This is a genomic window from Roseobacter sp. (assembly GCF_045106495.1).
Classification (GTDB): domain Bacteria; phylum Pseudomonadota; class Alphaproteobacteria; order Rhodobacterales; family Rhodobacteraceae; genus Roseobacter.
In genome coordinates this window covers 77,363-99,005 of record NZ_JBGCEQ010000026.1, presented here as the reverse complement: position 1 = coordinate 99,005, position 21,643 = coordinate 77,363, and the positions used below count along the sequence as shown (strand labels likewise).

The window sequence follows — 21,643 nt, the reverse complement described above, 5'->3', positions numbered from 1 at the left end:
AAGGTAGCCTCTTCTTAGCTAAGATCACTTACCAACTGGAGAAAGAAAATAGCATGGAGCCAATTTCATTCACTCCACCCGCCGAGAATTTGAGTTGGTATTAAGTCATTGTGGCAAAGCATTTTTCTAAGGCAGTTGCACAAAGGCGTAGTCTCGCTTTATCCAAAGCCGGGCGAATGCAGCGGTAACATCTATATGCTCCGAAGAACGAGTGCCTCACACCGCAATTTGCTTTAGGCACAATGGGATTATACCTATGGTTGTCGAAAAGCTGAAAGGCGCAAATTTAGATGGTCAAAACGGCTCAAGATCCGAACGACTGTTTCAATGTTGTTATTGTCGCCCAAAAGGGGCGCCTGACATACGAAGCTTTGTTGTTCGCAGCTTCACTGCGGCATTGCAGTCCAAATTTTTCGGGTCGATTGCTTGTTACCCAACCAAATCCCGGCCCCCTTTGGTCGCGCGACCCGCGCGTGTCAGATCCGGCGGCCTTACAAATGTTTGAATCCTTCGGCGCTGAAATCATACCTTTTGATTGCAGTCACTTTGGCGCGGACTATCCCTATGGCAACAAGATCGAGATGCTCACCGCATTGCCCAAAGGGGAACCCTTCGTATTTTTTGACACTGACACTCTTGTCACCGGTGATTTGACCACCGTGCCATTTGATTTTTCGCGGCCGACTGCTTCTATGCGGCGAGAGAGCACTTGGCCTAAACCTCAGCTGTATGGACCCAGTTATTCAGAAATTTGGCGCGCGCTCTACGAAAAGTTCGGCTTGGATTTCGCCACCTCATTGGACCCGGATCAGCCGGACGAACATTGGGAAAAATATCTCTATTTCAACGCCGGTTATTTCTTTTACGAATGCCCGCATGGCTTCGGTAATCTGTTTCGGGAATACTCGGTGGCGATCCGCGACGACCCGCCTGCGGCCCTATGCGCGCAGGAATTACATCCCTGGCTGGACCAAATTGCCTTGCCCCTCGTCATTCACGCTTTGGGAGGCGGACGCGACACGTTGCCAGCCGGTCTACTGGATGGATCTGTGACCTGTCATTACCGGATGTTTCCGCTGCTCTATGCCCGAGAAAATGACAATGTGATCAAAGTTCTCGAAGAAGTCGCTGCCCCCAACAAGTTGAAAAAAATACTCAAGCAGCACGACCCAATAAAACGTAATGTCTATCAAGGTCGCGGCGCCAAAGTACGCGCGCTCTTTGATCAGGACGACCTGCCCCGCCGCGAAGCGACCATTCGCAACCGGATCAAATCAAACGGTTTCTGGATGCGCTGAACCGGTAACTTAAGCCGCCTGCCCTTGTATGCATGGCCCCCTTGGCCTAACGATATGCGCAAACAAGTCCTCAGGAGGAACCCCATGACAGACGGCCCCAGCTACGGCTTTGACACTTTGCAAATCCACGCAGGCGCGCAGCCTGATCCGGCAACCGGTGCCCGGCAAACACCCATTTACCAGACAACAGCCTATGTGTTCCGGGACGCAGAACATGCGGCAGCACTGTTTAACCTGCAAGAAGTGGGCTTCATCTATTCCCGGCTCACAAACCCGACGGTTGCCGTGCTGCAAGAACGCATCGCCACGCTGGAAGGTGGTGTTGGTGCCGCATGCTGTTCGTCCGGGCATGCTGCTCAAATCATGGCGCTGTTTCCGCTCATGGCGCCGGGCAAGAACATTGTTGTCTCAACGCGACTTTACGGGGGAACGGTCACTCAGTTCTCACACACGATCAAGCGGTTTGGCTGGGAGGCAACCTTTGTTGACTTCGACGACCTTGACGCGATCAAGACCGCGATCAATGACGACACGCAGGCGATCTTTTGCGAAGCCATCGCCAATCCGGGCGGCTACATCACCGATTTGGACGCGGTATCCAAGATTTCGGACGCAGCTGGCATTCCGCTGATTGTGGACAACACCACCGCGACGCCGTATCTTTGCCGCCCAATTGAACACGGCGCCACGCTGGTGGTCCATTCGACGACCAAATACCTGACAGGCAATGGCACTGTAACGGGCGGTTGTATCATGGACTCGGGCAAGTTCGATTGGTCTGCGAATGACAAATTCCCCTCACTCAGCCAACCTGAACCCGCCTATCATGGTTTGAAATTCCATGAGACCTTTGGGCCGATGGCTTTTACTTTTCATTCCATCGCCATCGGGCTGCGAGATTTGGGCATGACCATGAACCCGCAGGCGGCACATTATACCTTGATGGGCACGGAAACGCTCTCGCTGCGAATGGATCGCCATGTTGAGAATGCCGAGAAGCTCGCAGCTTGGTTGGAGAAAGATCCGCGCATTGACTATGTGACATACGCTGGACTGAAGTCGTCGCCCTACAATGCGCGCGTCGCGAAGATCTGCCCACGAGGCGCTGGGGGGCTCTTCACCTTCGCCATCAAGGGGGGCTACGATTCATGCGTGAAATTTGTGAATGCACTGGAGATTTTCAGTCACGTGGCCAACCTAGGAGACACCCGCAGCCTTGTGATCCACTCGGCATCAACCACACATCGACAATTGACGGCGGAACAGCAAGAGGCCGCAGGTGCAGGCCCCGGTGTTGTGCGGGTGTCCATCGGAACAGAAAATGCGGATGACTTGATTGCAGATCTCGATCAAGCTTTGGCAAAAGCAACAAGCTGACCCTGCAACAAGGCGGCGTTCTACGAGCGCCGCTTTTCCAAAGTTTTGAGCCGCGTCCTACTCGGCAATCGAAAAGACGATGCTGACCTGCGCCGTGACAGTGAGTTCACCGGCCGCGACAGGCGCGTCCATCTGGCGCGCGGCGGCCATTTCCATCATTTGGGGCCGCGCCATGCCACCCTGCTCGCTGATCGATTGAATCGGTCCTAACGTCACGCCAGCGGCGTCCGCCAATTGCTGAGCGCGATCAATCGCATCGCGAACCGCCTCAGCGCGGGCAGCATCCGCTGCGGGTTTTGGCTCTTGCAAGCCAAAAGACAAACCATTGAACGTGTTGGCGCCGTCGCTCACGATAAGATCAAGAATGCCACCGAGCGCCGCTAGATCGCGCACCCGCACGGTCAGGGTGTTGCTGGCGGCAAAACCGGTTATTTTTGCCGGTGCCGTATTATTGGCACCCCGGCCTGACCACACCGGTTGCAGAGAGATGTTGTTGGTTTGCACATCGCGTGACGCAATACCAGCGTCCGAGAGCCGCGCCAAAACCGCACTGACACCTGCCGAAGTTGCCGCCATTGCTGCCGTAGCTTCTGGGTCTTCGTGGGTCACGCCAACCCGTATCGTCGCCATATCGGGCGCGGTTTCGACGGCTCCCCATCCCTGCGTGGTAATCACGCGCATATCTTGCGCCGCGACCGCGCATGTCACACAGATCCAAACCATCACTGCTTGCAGAACAAGTTTCATCGCCATTCTCCTTGAACAGAGGTTACCTGACACTTCTGGTACCACCAGAGCAAGCATTTAAGACCATGTTCACTTTTCCTCTGCAAGCACCTGCTGTATACTCAAACGAGTGTTAACCATCTGTCCAAGACGTCAACGGGCTGATAAATCCAAGTCATGAAACCAAATTTTGCGTTGTCTTTAACATCTGATTGCATCCGGCTGCTGTTGCGGGCGGCGGGTGGATGGCGTTTGGTTGGCGAGGTCTCGCTACGTTCTGCCACGTTTAAATCGGACCTTGCGGTTTTGCGCAAAACGGCTTCTGCGCTTTCGCCTGATGGAATTCGCTGCAAAGTCGTTATCCCGAACCAACATGTCCGTTATGTGAGCATCGATACGCCGGATATGGACATGGCCCAGCGGCGCGATATGGCCGCTTTTGCCCTCGAAGAATCCACGCCTTACAGTATTGATGAGCTGGCTTTTGATGTGAGCTGTGATGGTGATGTAAGCCATGTTGCAGCCGTTGCGCATACCACACTCGCTGAGGCGGAAGCTTTTGCAGAAGAGCACAGGTTTCACCCTGTTTGCTTCGTCGCAACCCCACACGAAAACGCCTACCTGGGCGAACCATATTTCGGGCCGACCAAAGCCACACGCGCGCTGCTGGCAGATGGCACCACTGTGGAACCTGATGGCGTTGCCATTGTCGTGATCGGCGATCTGTCCATTCCAGATGGTCCAGTCGCTAAAACCGACGCGACCGAGGCTGTTGTGCCCGCCAAGACCAAAATGACCAGAGCGCGGGTAAAAAAGTCCAAAGGAAAGGCAAGCGAAGAAGAAAAACGGATAAAGCTGAGCGATGCCATGGATAGCCTGCGCAAAGCCGCACCAGAGATGCCAAGCGCTGCAGCTCCGCACAATTCAATGCACCGAACCAATGCAACCTCACCTAAGTTCGCCAGCAAACGACAACGTCAATTAGGAACATCTGACAAGCCGGCTCTTCGACAACGATCGCCATTGATCGGTGGGTTTGCGGAACCGGATCCAGAACCGTTTACGCCAAAGCCAAAATCTGTTCGTATTGGTTCTCAACTAATCAACCCTGAGCCGACAAAGACCTTTGCAGATGAAGCAGAACGTCTGACCGTCTTTGGCGAACGCACGAAATCCTCCAAGGGGCGCGGGCCCTCTCCACTGATCCTCGCATTGACCGCGATGGTTGTCGTGGTGTCGGTTGGCGTCGGCACCTTCGCTTCCGGAAAGTTGCCAGATACCATCGCAGGTTTGTTTGGCAGCAGCGACGAAAACGCCGTTGAGTTGACGGCTATTCAGGTAGCGCCGCCCGTGTTGGAGCCCAATCCGAAAACAAGGGACAGCTCGGATAAAACCGCCAACGAGCCGAACGTGGTGTCTCTTGACCCCAGTCTCTCGGATGAAGACGAAGCCGTGCTAAATGCATTGCGCGCGCCTCTCTTAAAGGATGACGGCCAAACCCAAACGGCGCCGCAAACTCCGGATGATTTTCGCGCAAGATATGCGGTCACGGGAATATGGCCTCTTGCACCCGAAGTGCATCACCCAGCTCCCCAAGTCGATCTCGAAGATCTTTACGTCATTGATATCGACCCAGTTGAGCCGACTAATGATGCCGTCGCCTTGCCTCAAATCGAAGCGGTCAATCGCGACATTGTCATTGATGCGCCTAGTTCCCCTGCGGCTCCAGGAGCATCGCCCACACCCAATAACCGTGACTTGGTGGCCGGCATCGCACCAGGAACGATCGCAGCCGGTAGTACGCAACCGTCGACAGTCGACCCTACCCGCCCTGAAGAAGATGGCGCGGCTGAAGCTACCATCGCCAGTGAAGAAACGGCCGCCTCAGCTTTCCCAAAACTCGTGACTGTCCGGCCACGTCTTCGTCCGAATGACTCAGGCATTGTCGAAAAGAAAGAGGGCGCGCTCCCAGACAACCCGGCTCGGTCTAAGCTTGCAGAAATCCGTCCGCCGCCACGGCCGGCGCGGGTTACGACCGCCGATGCCAGTGTGGCATCCGCCAGCCTTGTGCCGTTGGAAAACAACGCGCGCCCCTTGTCTGAACAGAACTCAACAGACGCCAATACGAGATCTGTTGTGACAGTGCGCCCGATCATGCGACCGAGCAATCTGAACCAGATTGTGGCACGCTCGCAAAAGGCGGCGGCGTCTTCTGCCGCCTCAGGCGCTGCCAGCATCGCCCCACGCACCATCGTCAAACCAAAGATCCCCTCCAGCGCATCTGTCACGCGCGAAGCAACGGTCAGCAATGCGATCAACCTTAGAAAAGTTAACCTGATCGGTGTCTATGGCGCGCCTTCTCAACGGCGCGCATTGGTGCGTTTGGCAAACGGGCGGTACAAGAAAGTAAAGGTCGGTGACCGCATCGATGGCGGTCGCATTTCAGCGATTGGTGAAGGTGAGCTGCGGTATCAGAAAAGCGGGCGAAATATCGTCCTCAAAATGCCCAAAAGCTGAGCCCTGCTTTCCTAAGCGCGGTCACAAGACCCCCGAGGAATGCGGCCTCCATTAATGTGCCACGCCGCTAAGCAGGCGAGAAGCCGCCGCTACTCAGCTGCCAGCTCACCTGAATCGATCTGTTCTTGTTCGATGCTCTCAAACAAAGCTTTGAAATTACCCTCCCCGAAACCATCATCGCCTTTGCGTTGAATAAACTCGAAGAAGATCGGGCCAATGACTGTCTTGGAGAAGATCTGCAACAAGACCTTGGTCTCGCCACCGCCGACAATGCCTTCGCCATCAATCAAAATTCCGTTTTTTTTCATCCGGTTGATCGGCTCTTCATGCCCAACGACGCGATCATGGCTCAGCGCGTAATATGTTTCTGGTGGACCGGGCATGAATTTCAAACCCCGCGCGGCAATCTCGTCGGTGCTGTCATAAATATCATGCGAGCCGACCGCGATGTGCTGGATACCTTCTCCATTGTATTTCTTCAAATAGGATACGATCTGCCCGGTTTCGCCACGGTCCTCATTGATTGGAATACGAATGCGACCGCACGGCGACGTCAAGGCCCGGCTCAACAACCCTGTGAATTTACCTTCGATATCGAAAAACCGGACTTCACGGAAATTGAACAGGTCGCCGTAGAACCGGAACCACTTGTCCATGTTCCCTTTGTGCACATTATGCGTCAGGTGATCGAGATAATAGAATCCGACACCGGCTGGCTTCGATTGGGCAATCCAATCATAGTCCTCATTGTAAGGGCTGGTGTCATAATACTGATCCACAAAATAAAGTAATGATCCGCCAATCCCCACAATCGCAGGTACATCCAAGGCCTTTCCCGCACCTTCATACGGTGCAGCACCCTTGGAAACTGCGTGGTCGAATGCCTGCTGGGCGTCCACAACGCGCCACCCCATAGAAGGCGCGCAAGGTCCATGTTCCTCCACAAAGCGAGCTGCAAAACTGTCTGGGTCGGCATTCAGCACATACGTAATGTCGCCTTGTTGCCAGAGTTCGATCTGACGGGTCTTATGGTTGGCCACATGCGCGTAACCCATACGTGCAAAAAGATCCCTCAACTCCTGCGGCTCAGGATGCGCGAACTCCACAAATTCAAACCCATCTGTACCAACCGGGTTGTCGGATGAAATGATCGATTTCGGGGCATCGTGCGGAAAAGGACCCATTGGAAAATCCTGCAAAAAGGGGATTCGCGCGTCATCCGCACGATTAATATGCAAATTACACCTCTTTCGGTGAGTTATTTGCGCAAAATCGGCTAATTTATTAGTAATTTTCGCGCATAGTACGCATTATTATCGATATTCATGCGGGAAAAGTGCATCATGTTGGACGATATCGACACGCGCCTTCTTGAAGCTTTGCAAAGGAACGCTCACCTCACGGCGCAACAATTGGGAGAAACACTCAATCTATCGCCCAGTCAGGCCGGTCGCAGACGGCAGCGGTTGGAGGTCGAAGGATACATTCGCGCCTATGTCGCACGGCTTGACCCGGCGCGCCTGGGCCTATTTGTTCAAGGGTTTGTTCAAGTTCACCTGAACATGCATGGGCCCGAACATTCCAAGAGTTTCGCCCGGCTCGTAAATACCCGGCCGGAGATCATGAGCGCGTGGACAATGACGGGTGATGCGGACTATCTTCTGCGTGTGTATTGCGCTGACTTGCCAGCACTGAATGCACTGATTCACGAAATATTGCTACCGCATCCTGCTGTAGCGCGAGTCCATAGCCAGATCGTCATGGATCAATTGAAATCCGACGGGCCTCTGCCCACGTAGTCCTAAAAGGAGGAGAAGTCTTTTAGATGGAAAGTTTCCTGTTCCAAGCTTCCATTTACCTTGCTGCCGCCGTGATCGCAGTGCCCATCGCGGCACGTTTAGGTCTGGGATCGGTATTGGGGTATCTCGCCGCTGGGATCATGATCGGGCCGGTACTGGGTCTCGTCGGGGCGGAAACAGAAGACCTCCAGCATTTCGCCGAATTTGGCGTCGTCATGATGCTGTTTTTGATTGGTTTGGAACTGGAACCCCGGACCCTGTGGGACATGCGTCACCGCCTGATTGGTCTGGGAGGCTTGCAGGTGGTCCTCAGCACTTTGGCGATCATGGGCATTTCCATGGCTTATCACCAGCCCTGGGGTGTCGCTTTGGCCATCGGCCTGGCCTTGTCTCTGAGCTCGACAGCGATTGTTCTGCAAACCCTGTCGGAAAAAGGACTGATGCAAACCAACGGAGGGCGCTCGGTGTTTTCCGTACTCCTGACGCAGGACATCGCAGTCATTCCGATCCTGGCATTTTTGCCGCTATTGGCGGGTACCATCCCGTTGCAGCTGTCGACAGACGGCTCCATACAGCGCGCGGAAGCTCAGGGACATGACACCGGACACCAGAGCCTGTCTCTGATCGAAGGGTTGCCCGGTTGGGGGGTCACACTCGCCACAATCGGCGCGATTGTGGCAGTAGTACTGGCAGGAATTTTTCTGACGCGCCCGCTCTTTCGCTACATTCACGCGGCCCGCTTGCGCGAAATGTATACAGCGCTGGCTTTGCTGATCGTTGTCGGTATTTCCTTTTTGATGACCCTGGTAGGTCTCTCCCCTGCCCTTGGCGCTTTCCTGGCGGGAGTAGTTCTGGCTAGCTCCGAGTTCCGCCATGAGTTGGAAACCGACCTTGAACCCTTCAAGGGTCTGCTCTTGGGTCTGTTTTTCATTACAGTTGGCGCAGGCATCAACTTCGCTCTGCTCTTTGACAACGTGTTGGGTATTGTCGCTATGGCCCTGTTGGTCATCCTGATCAAAGGGCTAATACTCTATGTCCTTGGCCGCGCGTTCAAGATCAAGGGCAAGGATCACTGGCTCTTCACTTTGGCGCTTGCCCAGGCGGGCGAATTTGGCTTCGTACTTGTTTCCTTTTCCGTGGTTCAAGGGGTTATTCCGCGGAACGTGGCAGAAACACTCCTGCTCGTGATCTCAATTTCAATGCTGATTACACCACTGTTGTTCATACTCTATGACCTTCTATCCAAATGGACCAAGGATACCCACGTACAACAGCCCGACGATGAGATTGACATCGAAGGCCCCGTCATCATTGCGGGGATAGGGCGCTTCGGGCAAATCGTCAACCGCTTGGTTCAGGCAAACGGCTTTAACACGGTGGTGTTGGACCACGACATGGAAACGATCGCGGTTATGCGCCGCTTTGGCTTCAAAGGGTTTCTGGGCGACCCCACACGTCCAGAAATTCTGAGGGCTGCCGGCTTTGAAACCGCTCGCGTTCTTGTGGTGGCACTGGACGACCAGAAATCAGCGCTCAAACTGGTCGAATATGCGCGAAAGCACCGCCCTGACTTGCATATCGTGGCGCGTGCCCGTGACAGAACGCAGGTTTACCGGCTGTATAAGGCGGGAGCAAATGACATTGTACGCGAGCTTTTCGATGGCTCCTTGCGGGCAGGCCGGTACGTGCTTGAAAACATGGGACTCAGCGACTACGAAGCGGCGGAAGCAGAGCGTATTTTCTACCACCACGACCGGCATTCCGTGCAGGAACTGGCGCAGCTGTGGGATCCCGACATCCCCACCAGCCAAAATCAAGCTTACCTTGCCCGCGCAAAGGAATTGCAAAAGGAACTGGAAACGGCGTTTTTGAGCCGCGACAGCGAGAAAAAGAGCGCTTGATTGACAACAGCGCCCTTTGATCTTTCGAGAGTCAGGCTTTTTGATCAGCTATCTGAGACACCGGCTTCGGCAAAGGTTGCCATGCCGCTGAGACACGCAACCGCCGCCTTCAAAACGCCAAGCGACAATGCTGCACCAGAAGCCTCGCCCAATCGCAATCCAAGTGACAAAAGCGGCTCTTTGCCAAGTGCATCGAGCATCCGAACATGCGCACCTTCGGCGCTCAGATGGCTGGCCACGCAATGATCCAATGCACCTGGAACCGTCTTTTCCAGACAGCTTGCAGCGGCACAGCAAATAAATCCATCCAGCAAGACCGGTATGCGCAGATGGCGCGCGCGCGCGATGGCCCCCGCCATCCCGGCCAATTCGCGCCCACCCAAACGACGTAGCATTTCCAATCCATCACCCTTCCCACCGTGAAGGGCCACACCTTCGGACACGACGCGGGTTTTGTTGACCAGACCAGCGTCATCCACGCCGGTACCGCGCCCAGTCCAATCGCCCGCATCGCCGCCAAAAAGCGCCGTGGCTAGTGCAGCCGCTGATGTGGTGTTGCCTATGCCCATTTCCCCGGTAACCAACACGTCTGCAGTTTCGTCAACCGCTTGCCACCCTGTCAGCAACGCGGCAGACAACTCCTCTTCGGTCATCGCTGGTTTTTTTGTAAAGTCGGCTGTGGGCCGATCCAGAGAGAGTGCATGTACGTCCAGTTTGGCGCCAAAGGTGCGCGCCAGTTGGTTGATGGCCGCGCCGCCATGTTCAAAATTCAGCACCATCTGCGCCGTCACCTCAGGAGGAAAGGCCGAAACCCCTTGTGCCGCAACGCCATGGTTTCCCGCAAAAACAATGATTTGCGGCGATGAAACAAGGGGGCGATCAGTTCCGCGCCACCCAGCGTACCATATTGCCAAATCCTCAAGTCGGCCCAAAGCAGCGGGTGGTTTGGTCAACTGCCCATTGCGTGCTTGAGCTGCAGCGATAGCTACCGCGTCACTGCTGGGCAGCGTTGCTAAGAGGGCGCGAAACCCGGCCAAATCGGAAAATGCTGCTGTCATTGTAATACCTCAGTTGCAACGTCCCACACTCCTCATTACCCAATGAACCGATACTCACAAGTCACGAACGGCATCCCAAGTCATGAAAACCGACAGATTACCTTTTTGGCTTCTGGACATCTTGGTCGCAGGCCTGTTGCTCAGCCGGTTACCGCTGCCGCGTTTGCCGCAAGCAGCCTTCGCAAACCCGGCGCGCGCCGTGTGGGCCTATCCGTTGATCGGTGCCATTTTGGGCAGTATCGCGGTGTCCTGTGCGCTTCTTCTCACCGCACTCGGACTGCCAACCGCTTTTGCAGCAGGCGTTTTGCTGGCTGCATTGATGCTGACGACTGGCGGCATGCACGAGGATGGTCTGGCAGATACCGCCGACGGTTTTTGGGGCGGCTTTGACCAGAAACGACGCCTCGAAGTCATGAAAGACAGCCATTTGGGTACATATGGTCTACTCGCGCTGATCATTGTGACAGGTTTGCGTTGGAGCGCCTACGCCACGCTACTGCCACTGGGCCTGTTACCGATCGTTGCAGTGGCCGCATTGTCTCGCAGCGCAATGCCTTGCCTCATGATCGCACTGCCACACGCGCGGCAAACCGGCCTATCTCATAGCGTGGGTCGACCGGGTGAACGCCCAACGATTTTAGGCCTCGGCACTGCGTTTACACTCGCAGCAGCCTGTGTCGGCGCGCCCGCGTTACTTGGACTGCTGGCCGCATTGCTTATAGCAGCCTGTATTGGTGTGCTGTCACATATCAAAATCAAAGGTCAAACGGGCGACGTGTTAGGCGCTACCCAGCAAATATCCGAGCTTGGCATTTTGGCCTGTTTCATAGTTGTGTTGACGTAAAAAACCGCCCCGATACCCGGAGCGGTTTTTGTCAAAACTATGTGGGTGTTCAGGCGGCGACGCGGCTTTCCAGCACGTCTCCAACCTGCTTGGCAGCGGCCAGTTCATCACCGCCACCAACCGCAGCAACTTCGCGGGTCAGCCTTTCAAGTGCCGCTTCGTACAACTGACGCTCCGAATAGCTCTGTTCACGCTGATCATCCGTACGGTGCAGATCACGCACGACTTCCGCAATAGCGATCAAATCACCGGAGTTGATCTTTTGCTCATATTCCTGAGCGCGTCGTGACCACATGGCGCGTTTGACCTTTGCTTTGCCTTTCAGCGTTCTCATCGCATGCGTGATCACATCTGGTGAGCTTAACGCACGCATCCCGATTTCGGTTGCCTTATGTGTCGGCACCCGCAACGTCATTTTGTCTTTTTCAAACGAAATCACAAAGAGTTCCAGCGAGATACCCGCCACTTCCTGCTCTTCGACCGATATGATCTGACCAACGCCATGCGCTGGGTAAACAACAAATTCGTTCGGGCGAAAATCAAGTTTCTTCGATTTGGTCATTCAGTGTTCCTTACCAACCTGGCGCGCAAATCGAAATATTCGACAGTCAAAAGCACACCAAGCGGCAGCCTTGCGGCCTTGCCCCCAAAGTGTGATTAAGTCGATTTTCCTTTGCCGCTCTCTTCCCAAAAAAGCGGCGATATGCTCGTCCATTGTTTCTCTGTGACAGAAACATAACACAAAACAACGCAACAAAAAAGCGGACGCAGCGTAAACCTGTGAAAAATCGCTCGCAATGAACGGTTTAATCCAGCTGGAGGATCAATAATCGTGTCGAATCGCCGGGATTGTTCTCATCCGCCCTCGCCGGGGGCCTCCGAGAAGTACTTTTCAAGTTTCCCGGTTTCGCCATCTCTTTCTTCGGCAGTGGGCAAAGGGTCTTTCTTGGTAATGATGACCGGCCACATCTCAGAGTACTTTCGATTGAATTCCACCCATTTTTCCATGTCCGGTTCTGTGTCCGGTCGGATCGCATCTGCAGGGCACTCGGGTTCGCATACACCGCAGTCGATGCACTCGTCGGGATGAATGACCAACATGTTCTCGCCTTCGTAAAAGCAGTCAACTGGACAAACCTCAACGCAATCGGTGTATTTGCAGGCGATGCAACTGTCATTCACGATATAGGTCATCGGACCCTCTTTTCGGCTAGCTCTGGAGGGTAGCTAAATCAGCGACCCGGATCATTCAAGAGAGCGGGCCCTAGAAAGATCAAGGATGCGACGATTACGTTTGGTCGGGCGACCTTTTCCTTCAAAAGACGGGTTTTCGGGCGATTTGTCCTTTGATCGCGGCTCGGGTGGGGACAAATCTGTGTAGAGCGCCTGTGCTTCTGGTGCCGGGCCGCGCCGATGGCCAATGCCCTCGATCTGGATCACACGGATTTCATCCCCTTGAGCGAAGGTTAATACGTCTTCGGGTCCAACCATTTGACTGCGTTTCTGAGTATGCGCGCCATTGACCCTGACATCTCCGGCCGAGACACGCGCCGCGGCGAGCGATCGTGTTTTGAAGAATCGCGCATGCCATAACCACTTATCCAGGCGGAGTTTTTCAGCCAACTATTTGTTGTCCTTAAGCCCCATGAGCGCTGCGGCAAACGGGTTATCTGGGTCGATTTTTTTCTCGGGCTTCGGGGGCCTGGCGGAGAATTTCTGTCCGCCTTTGCCTTTTTCTTTGTCTTTGTGAGGCCCACCTCGCCTACCCTTGCCAGCCGGTTTGTTTTTCCCTTGCGTACGTTCATTGCCAGACCGGCGGTTTGGCTGACCAGTATTGCGTGCAGGTCGACCCCAAGTGAAGGTATAAAAGACCTCCATTTCCGGTTCCGCCGTTGCTTCATCCACGTCACCGTCAATAGACGCCGCGTTTGCCGGTTCCGGCGCGACCGAAACTGGCGATTCAGTGGGCGCGTCAGGCTTTGTTTTTTCGTCCACGGACACAACGGTCGTCGCATCAACCGCTGCAGCATCTGGTTTCTCACTTGCGGTATCCGCATCGGTTGTCGTGGCGGCAGCGACTGAAGCTTTCACTTTGGCGCGTTCAGCTTTGGCGGCCTTGTAACCAAGGCCCTGCATCAAATCGGCGAACTGCTCGAGGGTCATACCTGTGATGGAGAGCATATCCGCCTTGGCTTCAAAACCAGCACGCGAATTCTCTGATCGCAACATGTCTGCCAAACGTTCCAACATATCGATTCGAATCGCGCGTTCGCCCGATATTCGGTAACCCGCCATCGTGTCCGCTCCGGCAGGTGCTGCGGTATCGGCCGGAATTGTGACCAAGCCCGGTGGCGGCGCCTCTGGAAAGTCCTGAACACCCTGGATCAAAGACCACAGAACCAGCCGAAGCCGTGTTGGAGCGGGTTTCAGCAACAAAGGCATAAAAATCGTGAACTGACCAAACCGAATACCGTGTTTGCGCAGCGCACCGCGCGCATCCTGATCCAACGCTTTGACGTCATCGGCGACGGCGGCGCGCGGCAACACGCCAAGGCCTTCGACCATTTGAAAGGCAAAGCCACGTGCCAACCCGGTCAGTGCCTCGTCGCGGCTCAACGTCAGGAGCGGCTCAAAGAGAGAGGCGATCTTGCGATCGATGAAATGCTGCAAACGGCGCTGTACTTTTTGCGCCACGTCCGGACCTGCGACATCATCGACAAAAACCTCGACCTGCGGTTTTAACGCCTCTGCGCCAGCAACCAGCTTGCCTACAGCATCTTTGCCCCAGATCAACCCACCCTGTTCGGTGAAATCAATCTCTGTGTCTGGTGCATTGTAAAACCGATCGGCCCGCAAATGAAATTGCGGCGCCAATGCTTGCAAGGCGGCGGTCTTGATAGTCTTCGCTTCTGCAACACCGGCGCCTTTGTCCTGGCTGAAACGAAAGCCTTCCAGTTTACCTACAAATTCGCCTTCGACGGTCACTTCGCCCGTATTCGATACTTCTGCCACCATGGCTTCCTTCTGGCCGAGTCGGCGCAAAAGCACGGATGTGCGCCGATCTACAAATCTTTGGGTCAAACGCTCGTGCAGCGCATCTGACAATCGATCTTCTACAGAACGCGCCGCGTCGCGCCAATGGCTTTCATCATCTGTCCAGCCTTTGCGCTGCGCAACATATGTCCATGTGCGGATAAACGCCAATCTCTTGGACAACGCATCAATATCGCCATCGGTTCGATCAATTCTTTTTATTTGCCGGGCCAACCAGTCGTTGGGCAATTGTCCTGACTCGTGCAAATAGTTGAAAATGCTCTCCAACAGGCCTGAGTGTTCCGCATGGCTGATTCCTCGAAAGTCTGGTATTCGGCACACATCCCATAACAGTTTGACCGAAGTGCCATCCGTGCACCGAGCCGCGACTTCCGCGATCTGCGCCAACGCCTTGAGTGCACTTAGATCGTCGGATTCCCGCGCCTTGACCAGAATTTCATGATCCGGAGGGCTTTCCAGCGTTTGTATCAGCCGGTCGATGGTTCCGAATTGCAGCGCGTGATTGCGCCAATTGAGTTTTTTCAGCGGTGTAAAGCGATGATCCATGATCGACTGCGCCACCGGCTCTTCGAGAGGGGGCGCCTCTCCTGTTACACCGAATGTGCCATCTTTCATGCCGCGCCCTGCGCGCCCGGCAATTTGGGCCAATTCATTGGGCGCCAACGGTCGCATCCGGCGCCCGTCAAATTTTACGAGACTTGAAAAAGCCACATGATCGACATCCAAGTTCAACCCCATGCCAATGGCATCCGTAGCCACCAGAAAATCGACTTCGCCGTTTTGGTACATGTCGACCTGTGCGTTGCGCGTACGGGGCGACAACGCTCCCATCACAACGGCAGCCCCGCCCTTTTGCCGGCGGATGAGTTCTGCGATCGCATATACATTTTCAACCGAAAACCCGACTATCGCGCTGCGAGGACGCATTCGACTTATCTTTTTCGGACCAGAGTACGTCAAAGTTGACATGCGCTCGCGCTGTACGAATTGGGCGGATGGTACAAGCTCCCGGATGGGTCCTCGCATGGTTTCGGCCCCCAGGAACAGTGTTTCGTGCAAGCCCCGCGCGCGCATCAAGCGATCCGTAAAAACATGCCCCCGCTCGGGATCGGCGCAGAGCTGGATTTCATCAATCGCAAGAAAATCACACCCCATGCCTTCGGGCATCGCCTCAACGGTACAAACCCAATATTGCGTTCTGGGTGGAACAATCCGCTCTTCACCGGTAACCAACGCCACCACCGACGGCCCCCGCGCAGCAACAACGCGATCATAGACTTCTCGCGCGAGCAAACGCAGGGGTAAGCCGATGATTCCGGTGCGGTGACCCAGCATGCGCTCTATGGCATAGGTCGTCTTGCCTGTGTTTGTCGGACCCAAGACGGCCACAACGCGGGTTTCACCTGTCACGGCGATGTCCTTGCCTGTCTGGGGTCAGAGGGTACGCCCAATCCCGCTCTGTTTGAGCTGCTGCATTGCCGTTTTGGCGTTCTCATGATGCGGATTCAAGGCCAATACTTGTCCAAAAGCCTCAGCCGCGCGCTCAAGATCGCCAAACTCCTGAAACATGACCCCCAGTCCAAATATCGCGTTATAATTGTTGGGGTTCAAGATCAATGCGCGCTGCAAATCATCTAATGCAGGCCCATACAGTCCGGATTGATAGTAGGCCGTAGCGCGTGCATGCCATCCTTCCGCAAAATCGGGCGCGTGGTCTGTGAGGGCAGTCAAATGCTCGATGGCCTGTTCATTTTCTTCGGCTTCCAGCGCCTCACGGCCCCGTTTCAACAGCAAATCCATTGCCGGGGATCCAGAGCGTCCCCAGAGAATGTTAAGTTCTCGATCCAAGCGGCCTGCTTCCGATTCGGGCGCCTCTTGCAGCTGTTGCAGAAGCGCGTCTTCGGTCGGCTGCGCGTGCACAGCCGCAACATAAACGAACAAGGCGGCCAATGCCGTAACGATATGTTTGAGGAAAGGGAGATTCACAGTCATAACTCAGGGGAATTTAACAGGCGTGCCGCGCAATTCCAGTGCTCATGCTGTCAGATCGGTAAAAGGATGCAAAAATGAGCGATATTGTGAACCAGGCTGTAACAGTTCTTAACGAAAAACTGGCAGGTGCGGATTTTGGTGGCACAGCAAAATTCGACATTTCTGGCGAGGGTTGCGTGATGATGGACAGCTCGGGCGCACGTGCCGCCGATGAAACGGCAGACGTGACGTTGACGGCAGATGCTGACACTTTCCAATCCATACTTGAGGGTGACACCAACCCCACCAGCGCTTTTATGAGCGGTAAGCTCAGCGTGGATGGCGACATGGGAATGGCAATGCAATTGGCCTCTGCCCTCGCCTGATGCCCCTCACCACTGCCCCGTTTTTAACCGATATCGCCTATGGCGTGGAAGGCGGGGCCGCGCATTGGGCGGAAACATCTGACGCGGTCCGCGTGCGTATCGGGCATTGGCGGCCCACAACAGCCAAGGGAACGGTCTTGATCTTTCCCGGACGTACCGAATTTATTGAGAAATACGACCAATGCGCCACCTACTTCGGTGAACGGGGCCTGGCGACCATGGCCATCGACTGGCGTGGTCAGGGGCTGGCTGACCGACTATTGGACAACCCGCTCATCGGGCATGTCGCCCATTTCAGTGACTACCAGAAAGATGTGGACACATTGATGCGCGCCGCGCGCGAGCTTGATATGCCACGGCCGTTTTTCTTGTTGGCGCATTCCATGGGCGGCGCCATCGGTCTACGTGCGGCGATGGAAGGGCTCCCGGTGCAGGCGATCACGTTTTCCGCGCCCATGTGGGGCATAAAACTTGCCGCGCATTTAAGGCCAATGGCCTGGGTGCTGAGTCATCTGATGCCGCAGGTCGGTCAAGGTCACCGTCTGCCCCCCGGCACCAAGATTGAGCATCATGTTTTGACCGACGGGTTTGATGACAACCTGCTCACACGCGATTCTGACCAATTCGACAAAATGCGACAGCAACTCGAAAGTCACCCCGAATTAGCTCTTGGTGGTCCGAGTTTTGTTTGGCTGCGTGAAGCTTTGTTGGAAACCCGGCATCTCGCCAGCCGCCAGTCCCCAAGCCTGCCCTGTATTACCTTTTTGGGCACAAACGAGCGGATCGTTGACGTCGCTGCCATCCAAAGTCGGATGTCAAAATGGAAACGCGGATCATTGGAAATCATCGAACACGGAGAACATGAAGTCCTGATGGAAAGCGCTGAGAAAGTCTCGCCCCTGTTTGACGCCATGGCCACTCTCTTCAAAAGCGGTGGTCACGGCTGAACAAAGTGGTTCGCTCTGGGAAATCGGCGCAAGCGCGCTAAACTGGTCTGCATGAGTACCACGCCTGCCCTCTCATGTACCGATCGAGGGATCTACTGCGCTGCTGGCGATTTCTACATCGACCCCTGGCGCCCGGTGGATCACGCTTTGATCACCCACGGTCATGCTGACCACGCGCGTAGCGGGCATCGCAGTTATCTTGCATCTCATGCCGCACTACCAGTGATGAAACACCGGCTTGGCGCTATCACTACGCAGGGCATTGCCTTTGGCGAGCTTTTGCAAATCGGTGGTGCAACAGTCTCGTTTCATCCTGCGGGACATGTGCCCGGCTCTGCCCAGATCCGTGTCGAAGTAGCGGGAGAAGTTTGGGTCGCATCTGGCGACTACAAGACCGAGAATGACGGGCTATCAGAAAGCTTTGAACCTCAGAGATGTCACCACTTTATCACCGAATCCACGTTTGGTTTACCTGTGTTTCGATGGCAGCCCCAAACCAAAGTTGCGACGGACCTGAACGCGTGGTGGGCGGCTTGTGCGCAGGCGGGAAAGACCGCATTTTTAGGGGCCTATGCGCTCGGCAAAGCACAGCGCCTTATGACGATGCTGGATGGCGACATCGGACCGATCCTGACACATGGCGCAGTGGAATCGACGAACAAGGTCTTGCGGTCACAGGGTCTGGCATTGCCAAATACCGTGCCGGTGACGCCAGATACCAACCCGAAGGAGCACAAATCCGCGCTGGTCCTGGCACCGCCTTCGGCGTTGGGCAGCAAGTGGGCGCGCAAATTCGGCCCGCAAGAAACGGCGTTTGCCAGTGGCTGGATGCAGTTGCGCGGGGTCCGGCGGCGGCGCGCAGGCGATCGGGGTTTTGTCATCTCGGATCACGCCGATTGGGATGGATTGTTAAGCGCAATCAAATTCACGGGGGCGGAAAACATATATGTGACACATGGTTACACGGATATTTTTGCCAGATACCTTAACGAAAACGGGTGGAAAGCACAGGTGGTTCCGACCGAATTCGAAGGCGAGACACTGGACACAGAAGTCACGGGATGAAACGTTTCGCCGCCCTTTTCAACGCCATCGATCAAAGCACCAAAACGACGGTAAAAGTGTCTGCTCTGGCGGATTATTTCAAAGATGCGCCGGAGCAGGATCGCATGTGGACCATGGCGCTCTTTTCTGGGCGGCGCCCAAAACGCGCCGTGACAACCACTAAACTACGCGAATGGGCGGCAGAAGCCGCCGGTATTCCGCTCTGGTTATTCGAAGAAAGCTACCCAATTGTGGGCGATCTGGCGGAATCCATTGCTTTGGTCTTGCCACCCAATGAAACCACAAGTCACCAAAGCCTAAACTACTGGATCAATGCTCTGCGCGATCTGTCGCAGCAAGAGGAAACCGCCCGCAAGACCTTTGTACTTCAAACATGGTCCGAATTGGGCGGGACAGAACGATTTGTGTTCAACAAGCTGATCACGGGCGGGTTTCGAATGGGTGTCAGTCAAAAACTGATGACACGCGCCCTGTCGCGTGCCACGTCCAAACCGGAGGCTGAGCTGGCCCATCGTCTGATGGGCAACTGGCACCCGGATGAAACCACTTGGCACGCCTTGGTCGAGGCCGAGGACAGCTCGGCGGACGCTTCACGTCCTTATCCATTTTATCTGGCTTATGCGCTGGATGGCGTGCCAGAGGATTTGGGCGAAACATCTGAGTGGCGCGCGGAATGGAAGTGGGATGGCATTCGGGGGCAACTCATTCTGAGAGACGGGCAGCATTTCGTCTGGTCGCGCGGCGAAGAATTGATGACAGATCGGTTCCCGGAACTCGCCCGCGCAGTCGACTTTTTACCCCCCGGCACTGTACTGGATGGTGAGTTACTGGTCTGGCATCCCGGCGCAGATGGACCAGACAACTTCAACGCACTGCAAAAACGCATTGGCCGCAAGACGGTCCCCAAAAAATTGCTGAACGAGGCACCGGTTACTTTGCATGCCTACGACATTTTGGAATGGGGTGGGCAAGACCTGCGAGAAAAACCGTTTTCGGAACGCCGTGCCCAGTTGGAAACCGCCTGCGCGTCATTGCCACCCGCCGACGCACCGGTACGGCTGTCACCACAGCTGATCTTTGAGAACTGGACTGATCTGGCAGAAGTGCGTCGCGGAGCACGAGAGGAAAATGCCGAAGGTTTGATGCTCAAACGCGCTGACAGCCCCTATCGTGTCGGTCGTAAAAAAGGCGATTGGTGGAAATGGAAACTGGACCCGCTAACCCTCGACGCAGTGATGATCTACGCGCAGGCCGGACACGGGCGGCGGGCAAATCTGTTTACGGATTTCACCTTCGCGGTTTGGAACGGGAACGATCTGGTGCCCTTCACCAAAGCCTATTCCGGTCTCACAGATGCGGAGTTCCGTGAGATCACTAAATGGGTGCGCAAAAACACGGTGCAAAGATTTGGCCCGGTGCGGCAGGTCACACCGCATCATGTTTTTGAGATCGCATTCGAGGGCATTCAAGCCAGCACACGACATAAGTCTGGTGTGGCTCTGCGCTTTCCGCGCATGTCGAGGTGGCGACAGGATAAACCGCTGCAAGAGGCCAACACGCTGGATGACCTCAAGCAGATGCTTGCAGTTTACGGGTAATGTTCAGCTACAGTTTCCGTCCATCCCGACCATGCCATTGCCAACCCCTGTCACCGCCAGCTGACAGGTTTGTTCGCCCACGGAGACCTCAATGGAAGTTCCAGACGCCACGGTTTGCGTCTCTACCCCATTGATCGCAATGCGCGCGCTCGATCCATCATCGGCTAACCCGGAGACAAATACCCGCAAGGCGCCATCCGCCAAAATCGCAAGGCCGCCGGGCTTGAAACCCGTGTCGGGCGCCGGTGGCACGTCTGCCGCTTCCGCCGTGACGGACATACCGCAATCGGATGCAACCGTCACACCTTCTGCATCCAGAGAGGCAATACCAACCACACAGTCCGCCCCCTCAACGGCAGCGGTTTCACCGATACCAACCGACATGCCTGCTCCATTCACGCTCAACTTCGCTGTGCTGGTATCAAGGTCCATGGCTGATACAAAAGCCCGCACAGCACCATCCGCAAAAATTGCCGTCTGGCCGACCCCGAGAACATCCGATGTTTGCAAGTCGCTTGTCGCGTCGTTCTGCATTGCTGATGTGTCACCATCTTGTGTTGATGACAGAGCACTCAACGCCGCTTCCCATTCCTGCGCTTGCGAGGTCGCGGCATCAGCCACGGCATCGATTCTGCTACCAACTTCTTCCTGTAAAACAGCCAGCTTTTCTTCGATGGAAGCATTCACCGTGGCAGCGCTTTCACCGAGACTCGCTTCAAGCGTGTCGATTCGCGCATTCATGCTTTCCGTCGTCTCTGCCAGCGTGGCCGCGCTGGACTCCTGTACCCGCTCCAGCGCCGCAGAAACTCTTGACTTTGCGCGTGACTCGCTCACGGCAACAGCCAGCATAACGCCGATCAACAAGCTTCCGCCTGCGATGAGTAGTGGTTGATTTTGCATTAGTTCAATTCCTCCCCCTGAGAATGACTTTGACAAATTAATATGGCTACTAACCCAAAGAGTTTACCGGATTCGCGCCAGTTTCCTATCGATTTTATACCTGACCTGTTGCGATATCTGAGCAGCACCTTTACCTGACGTGAAACATGCCGCTTCGGGTCAACTGATGCTCTGGCATGTCGATGAGAATTTCAGGAGCCAA

19 protein-coding genes are annotated in these 21,643 nt (G+C 55.2%); 10 read left to right on the top strand and 9 right to left on the bottom strand.

The window, feature by feature from the left end:
• Positions 1 to 290 precede the first annotated feature (290 nt).
• Positions 291 to 1,298 (top strand): hypothetical protein, encoded by a 1,008-nt coding sequence (locus AB8B75_RS16860; protein ID WP_405363973.1) that lies wholly within the window; start codon positions 291 to 293, stop codon positions 1,296 to 1,298.
• Positions 1,299 to 1,382: 84 nt separating this feature from the next.
• Positions 1,383 to 2,675 carry an O-acetylhomoserine aminocarboxypropyltransferase/cysteine synthase family protein gene (locus AB8B75_RS16855; protein WP_405363972.1) on the top strand — a complete coding sequence of 431 codons (1,293 nt, stop codon included), beginning with the start codon at positions 1,383 to 1,385 and terminating at the stop codon, positions 2,673 to 2,675.
• Positions 2,676 to 2,732: 57 nt separating this feature from the next.
• On the opposite strand, the gene AB8B75_RS16850 is transcribed toward AB8B75_RS16855, so the two are convergent.
• Complete coding sequence (locus tag AB8B75_RS16850) at positions 2,733 to 3,422, bottom strand: SIMPL domain-containing protein (protein WP_405363971.1); 690 nt, start codon at positions 3,420 to 3,422, stop codon at positions 2,733 to 2,735.
• A gap of 156 nt (positions 3,423 to 3,578) precedes the next feature.
• On the opposite strand from AB8B75_RS16850, the gene AB8B75_RS16845 reads away from it, so the two are divergent.
• On the top strand, positions 3,579 to 5,918 hold the full coding sequence (locus AB8B75_RS16845; RefSeq protein WP_405363970.1) for a hypothetical protein: 2,340 nt from the start codon (positions 3,579 to 3,581) through the stop codon (positions 5,916 to 5,918).
• Positions 5,919 to 6,007: 89 nt separating this feature from the next.
• Here AB8B75_RS16845 and hppD read toward each other — a convergent pair whose 3' ends face one another.
• Positions 6,008 to 7,102: a 4-hydroxyphenylpyruvate dioxygenase gene (hppD, locus tag AB8B75_RS16840; protein WP_405363969.1), complete on the bottom strand. Its 1,095-nt coding sequence runs from the start codon at positions 7,100 to 7,102 to the stop codon at positions 6,008 to 6,010.
• A gap of 159 nt (positions 7,103 to 7,261) precedes the next feature.
• Here hppD and AB8B75_RS16835 point away from each other — a divergent pair, with 159 nt between their 5' ends.
• Positions 7,262 to 7,717: an Lrp/AsnC family transcriptional regulator gene (locus AB8B75_RS16835; RefSeq protein WP_405363968.1), complete on the top strand. Its 456-nt coding sequence runs from the start codon at positions 7,262 to 7,264 to the stop codon at positions 7,715 to 7,717.
• A 26-nt stretch (positions 7,718 to 7,743) separates the two neighbouring features.
• Positions 7,744 to 9,618: a monovalent cation:proton antiporter-2 (CPA2) family protein gene (locus AB8B75_RS16830; protein ID WP_405363967.1), complete on the top strand. Its 1,875-nt coding sequence runs from the start codon at positions 7,744 to 7,746 to the stop codon at positions 9,616 to 9,618.
• 44 nt (positions 9,619 to 9,662) lie between these two features.
• Here the strand turns inward: AB8B75_RS16830 and cobT are convergent, their stop codons facing one another.
• Complete coding sequence (cobT, locus tag AB8B75_RS16825) at positions 9,663 to 10,676, bottom strand: nicotinate-nucleotide--dimethylbenzimidazole phosphoribosyltransferase (protein WP_405363966.1); 1,014 nt, start codon at positions 10,674 to 10,676, stop codon at positions 9,663 to 9,665.
• 82 nt (positions 10,677 to 10,758) lie between these two features.
• Between cobT and cobS the strand changes: the two genes are divergently transcribed.
• Positions 10,759 to 11,520: an adenosylcobinamide-GDP ribazoletransferase gene (gene cobS, locus AB8B75_RS16820; RefSeq protein WP_405363965.1), complete on the top strand. Its 762-nt coding sequence runs from the start codon at positions 10,759 to 10,761 to the stop codon at positions 11,518 to 11,520.
• A 49-nt stretch (positions 11,521 to 11,569) separates the two neighbouring features.
• Here cobS and AB8B75_RS16815 read toward each other — a convergent pair whose 3' ends face one another.
• The 5 genes from AB8B75_RS16815 to AB8B75_RS16795 form a co-directional block, all read right to left on the bottom strand.
• Positions 11,570 to 12,082, bottom strand: coding sequence for a CarD family transcriptional regulator (locus AB8B75_RS16815; protein WP_187429634.1), 513 nt, complete (start codon positions 12,080 to 12,082; stop codon positions 11,570 to 11,572).
• 293 nt (positions 12,083 to 12,375) lie between these two features.
• Positions 12,376 to 12,714, bottom strand: coding sequence for a ferredoxin FdxA (fdxA, locus tag AB8B75_RS16810; RefSeq protein ID WP_405363964.1), 339 nt, complete (start codon positions 12,712 to 12,714; stop codon positions 12,376 to 12,378).
• 51 nt (positions 12,715 to 12,765) lie between these two features.
• Entirely contained in the window at positions 12,766 to 13,143 is a 378-nt protein-coding gene (locus tag AB8B75_RS16805) for an RNA-binding S4 domain-containing protein (RefSeq protein WP_405363963.1), read from the bottom strand.
• Positions 13,144 to 15,984, bottom strand: coding sequence for a helicase-related protein (locus AB8B75_RS16800; RefSeq protein ID WP_405363962.1), 2,841 nt, complete (start codon positions 15,982 to 15,984; stop codon positions 13,144 to 13,146).
• Between the two features lie 24 nt (positions 15,985 to 16,008).
• Positions 16,009 to 16,566 carry a tetratricopeptide repeat protein gene (locus AB8B75_RS16795; RefSeq protein WP_405363961.1) on the bottom strand — a complete coding sequence of 186 codons (558 nt, stop codon included), beginning with the start codon at positions 16,564 to 16,566 and terminating at the stop codon, positions 16,009 to 16,011.
• A 74-nt stretch (positions 16,567 to 16,640) separates the two neighbouring features.
• On the opposite strand from AB8B75_RS16795, the gene AB8B75_RS16790 reads away from it, so the two are divergent.
• The 4 genes from AB8B75_RS16790 to AB8B75_RS16775 are packed head-to-tail and all read left to right on the top strand — an operon-like array spanning position 16,641 to position 20,541.
• The gene (locus AB8B75_RS16790; RefSeq protein WP_405363960.1) at positions 16,641 to 16,931 is read left to right on the top strand and encodes an SCP2 sterol-binding domain-containing protein; all 291 of its coding nucleotides are present in this window, start codon (positions 16,641 to 16,643) and stop codon (positions 16,929 to 16,931) included.
• Positions 16,931 to 17,878: an alpha/beta fold hydrolase gene (locus tag AB8B75_RS16785; protein ID WP_405363959.1), complete on the top strand. Its 948-nt coding sequence runs from the start codon at positions 16,931 to 16,933 to the stop codon at positions 17,876 to 17,878. Before AB8B75_RS16790 ends, AB8B75_RS16785 begins: the two co-directional genes overlap by 1 nt.
• A gap of 51 nt (positions 17,879 to 17,929) precedes the next feature.
• Positions 17,930 to 18,943, top strand: a complete 1,014-nt coding sequence (locus tag AB8B75_RS16780) for a ligase-associated DNA damage response exonuclease (RefSeq protein ID WP_405363958.1) — start codon at positions 17,930 to 17,932, stop codon at positions 18,941 to 18,943.
• A complete protein-coding gene (locus tag AB8B75_RS16775) occupies positions 18,940 to 20,541 on the top strand; it encodes an ATP-dependent DNA ligase (RefSeq protein ID WP_405363957.1) in 1,602 nt (533 codons plus the stop codon). The genes AB8B75_RS16780 and AB8B75_RS16775 overlap by 4 nt, the downstream gene beginning before the upstream one ends.
• Positions 20,542 to 20,544: 3 nt before the next feature.
• Here AB8B75_RS16775 and AB8B75_RS16770 read toward each other — a convergent pair whose 3' ends face one another.
• Complete coding sequence (locus AB8B75_RS16770; protein ID WP_405363956.1) at positions 20,545 to 21,441, bottom strand: hypothetical protein; 897 nt, start codon at positions 21,439 to 21,441, stop codon at positions 20,545 to 20,547.
• Positions 21,442 to 21,643: the final 202 nt, after the last annotated feature.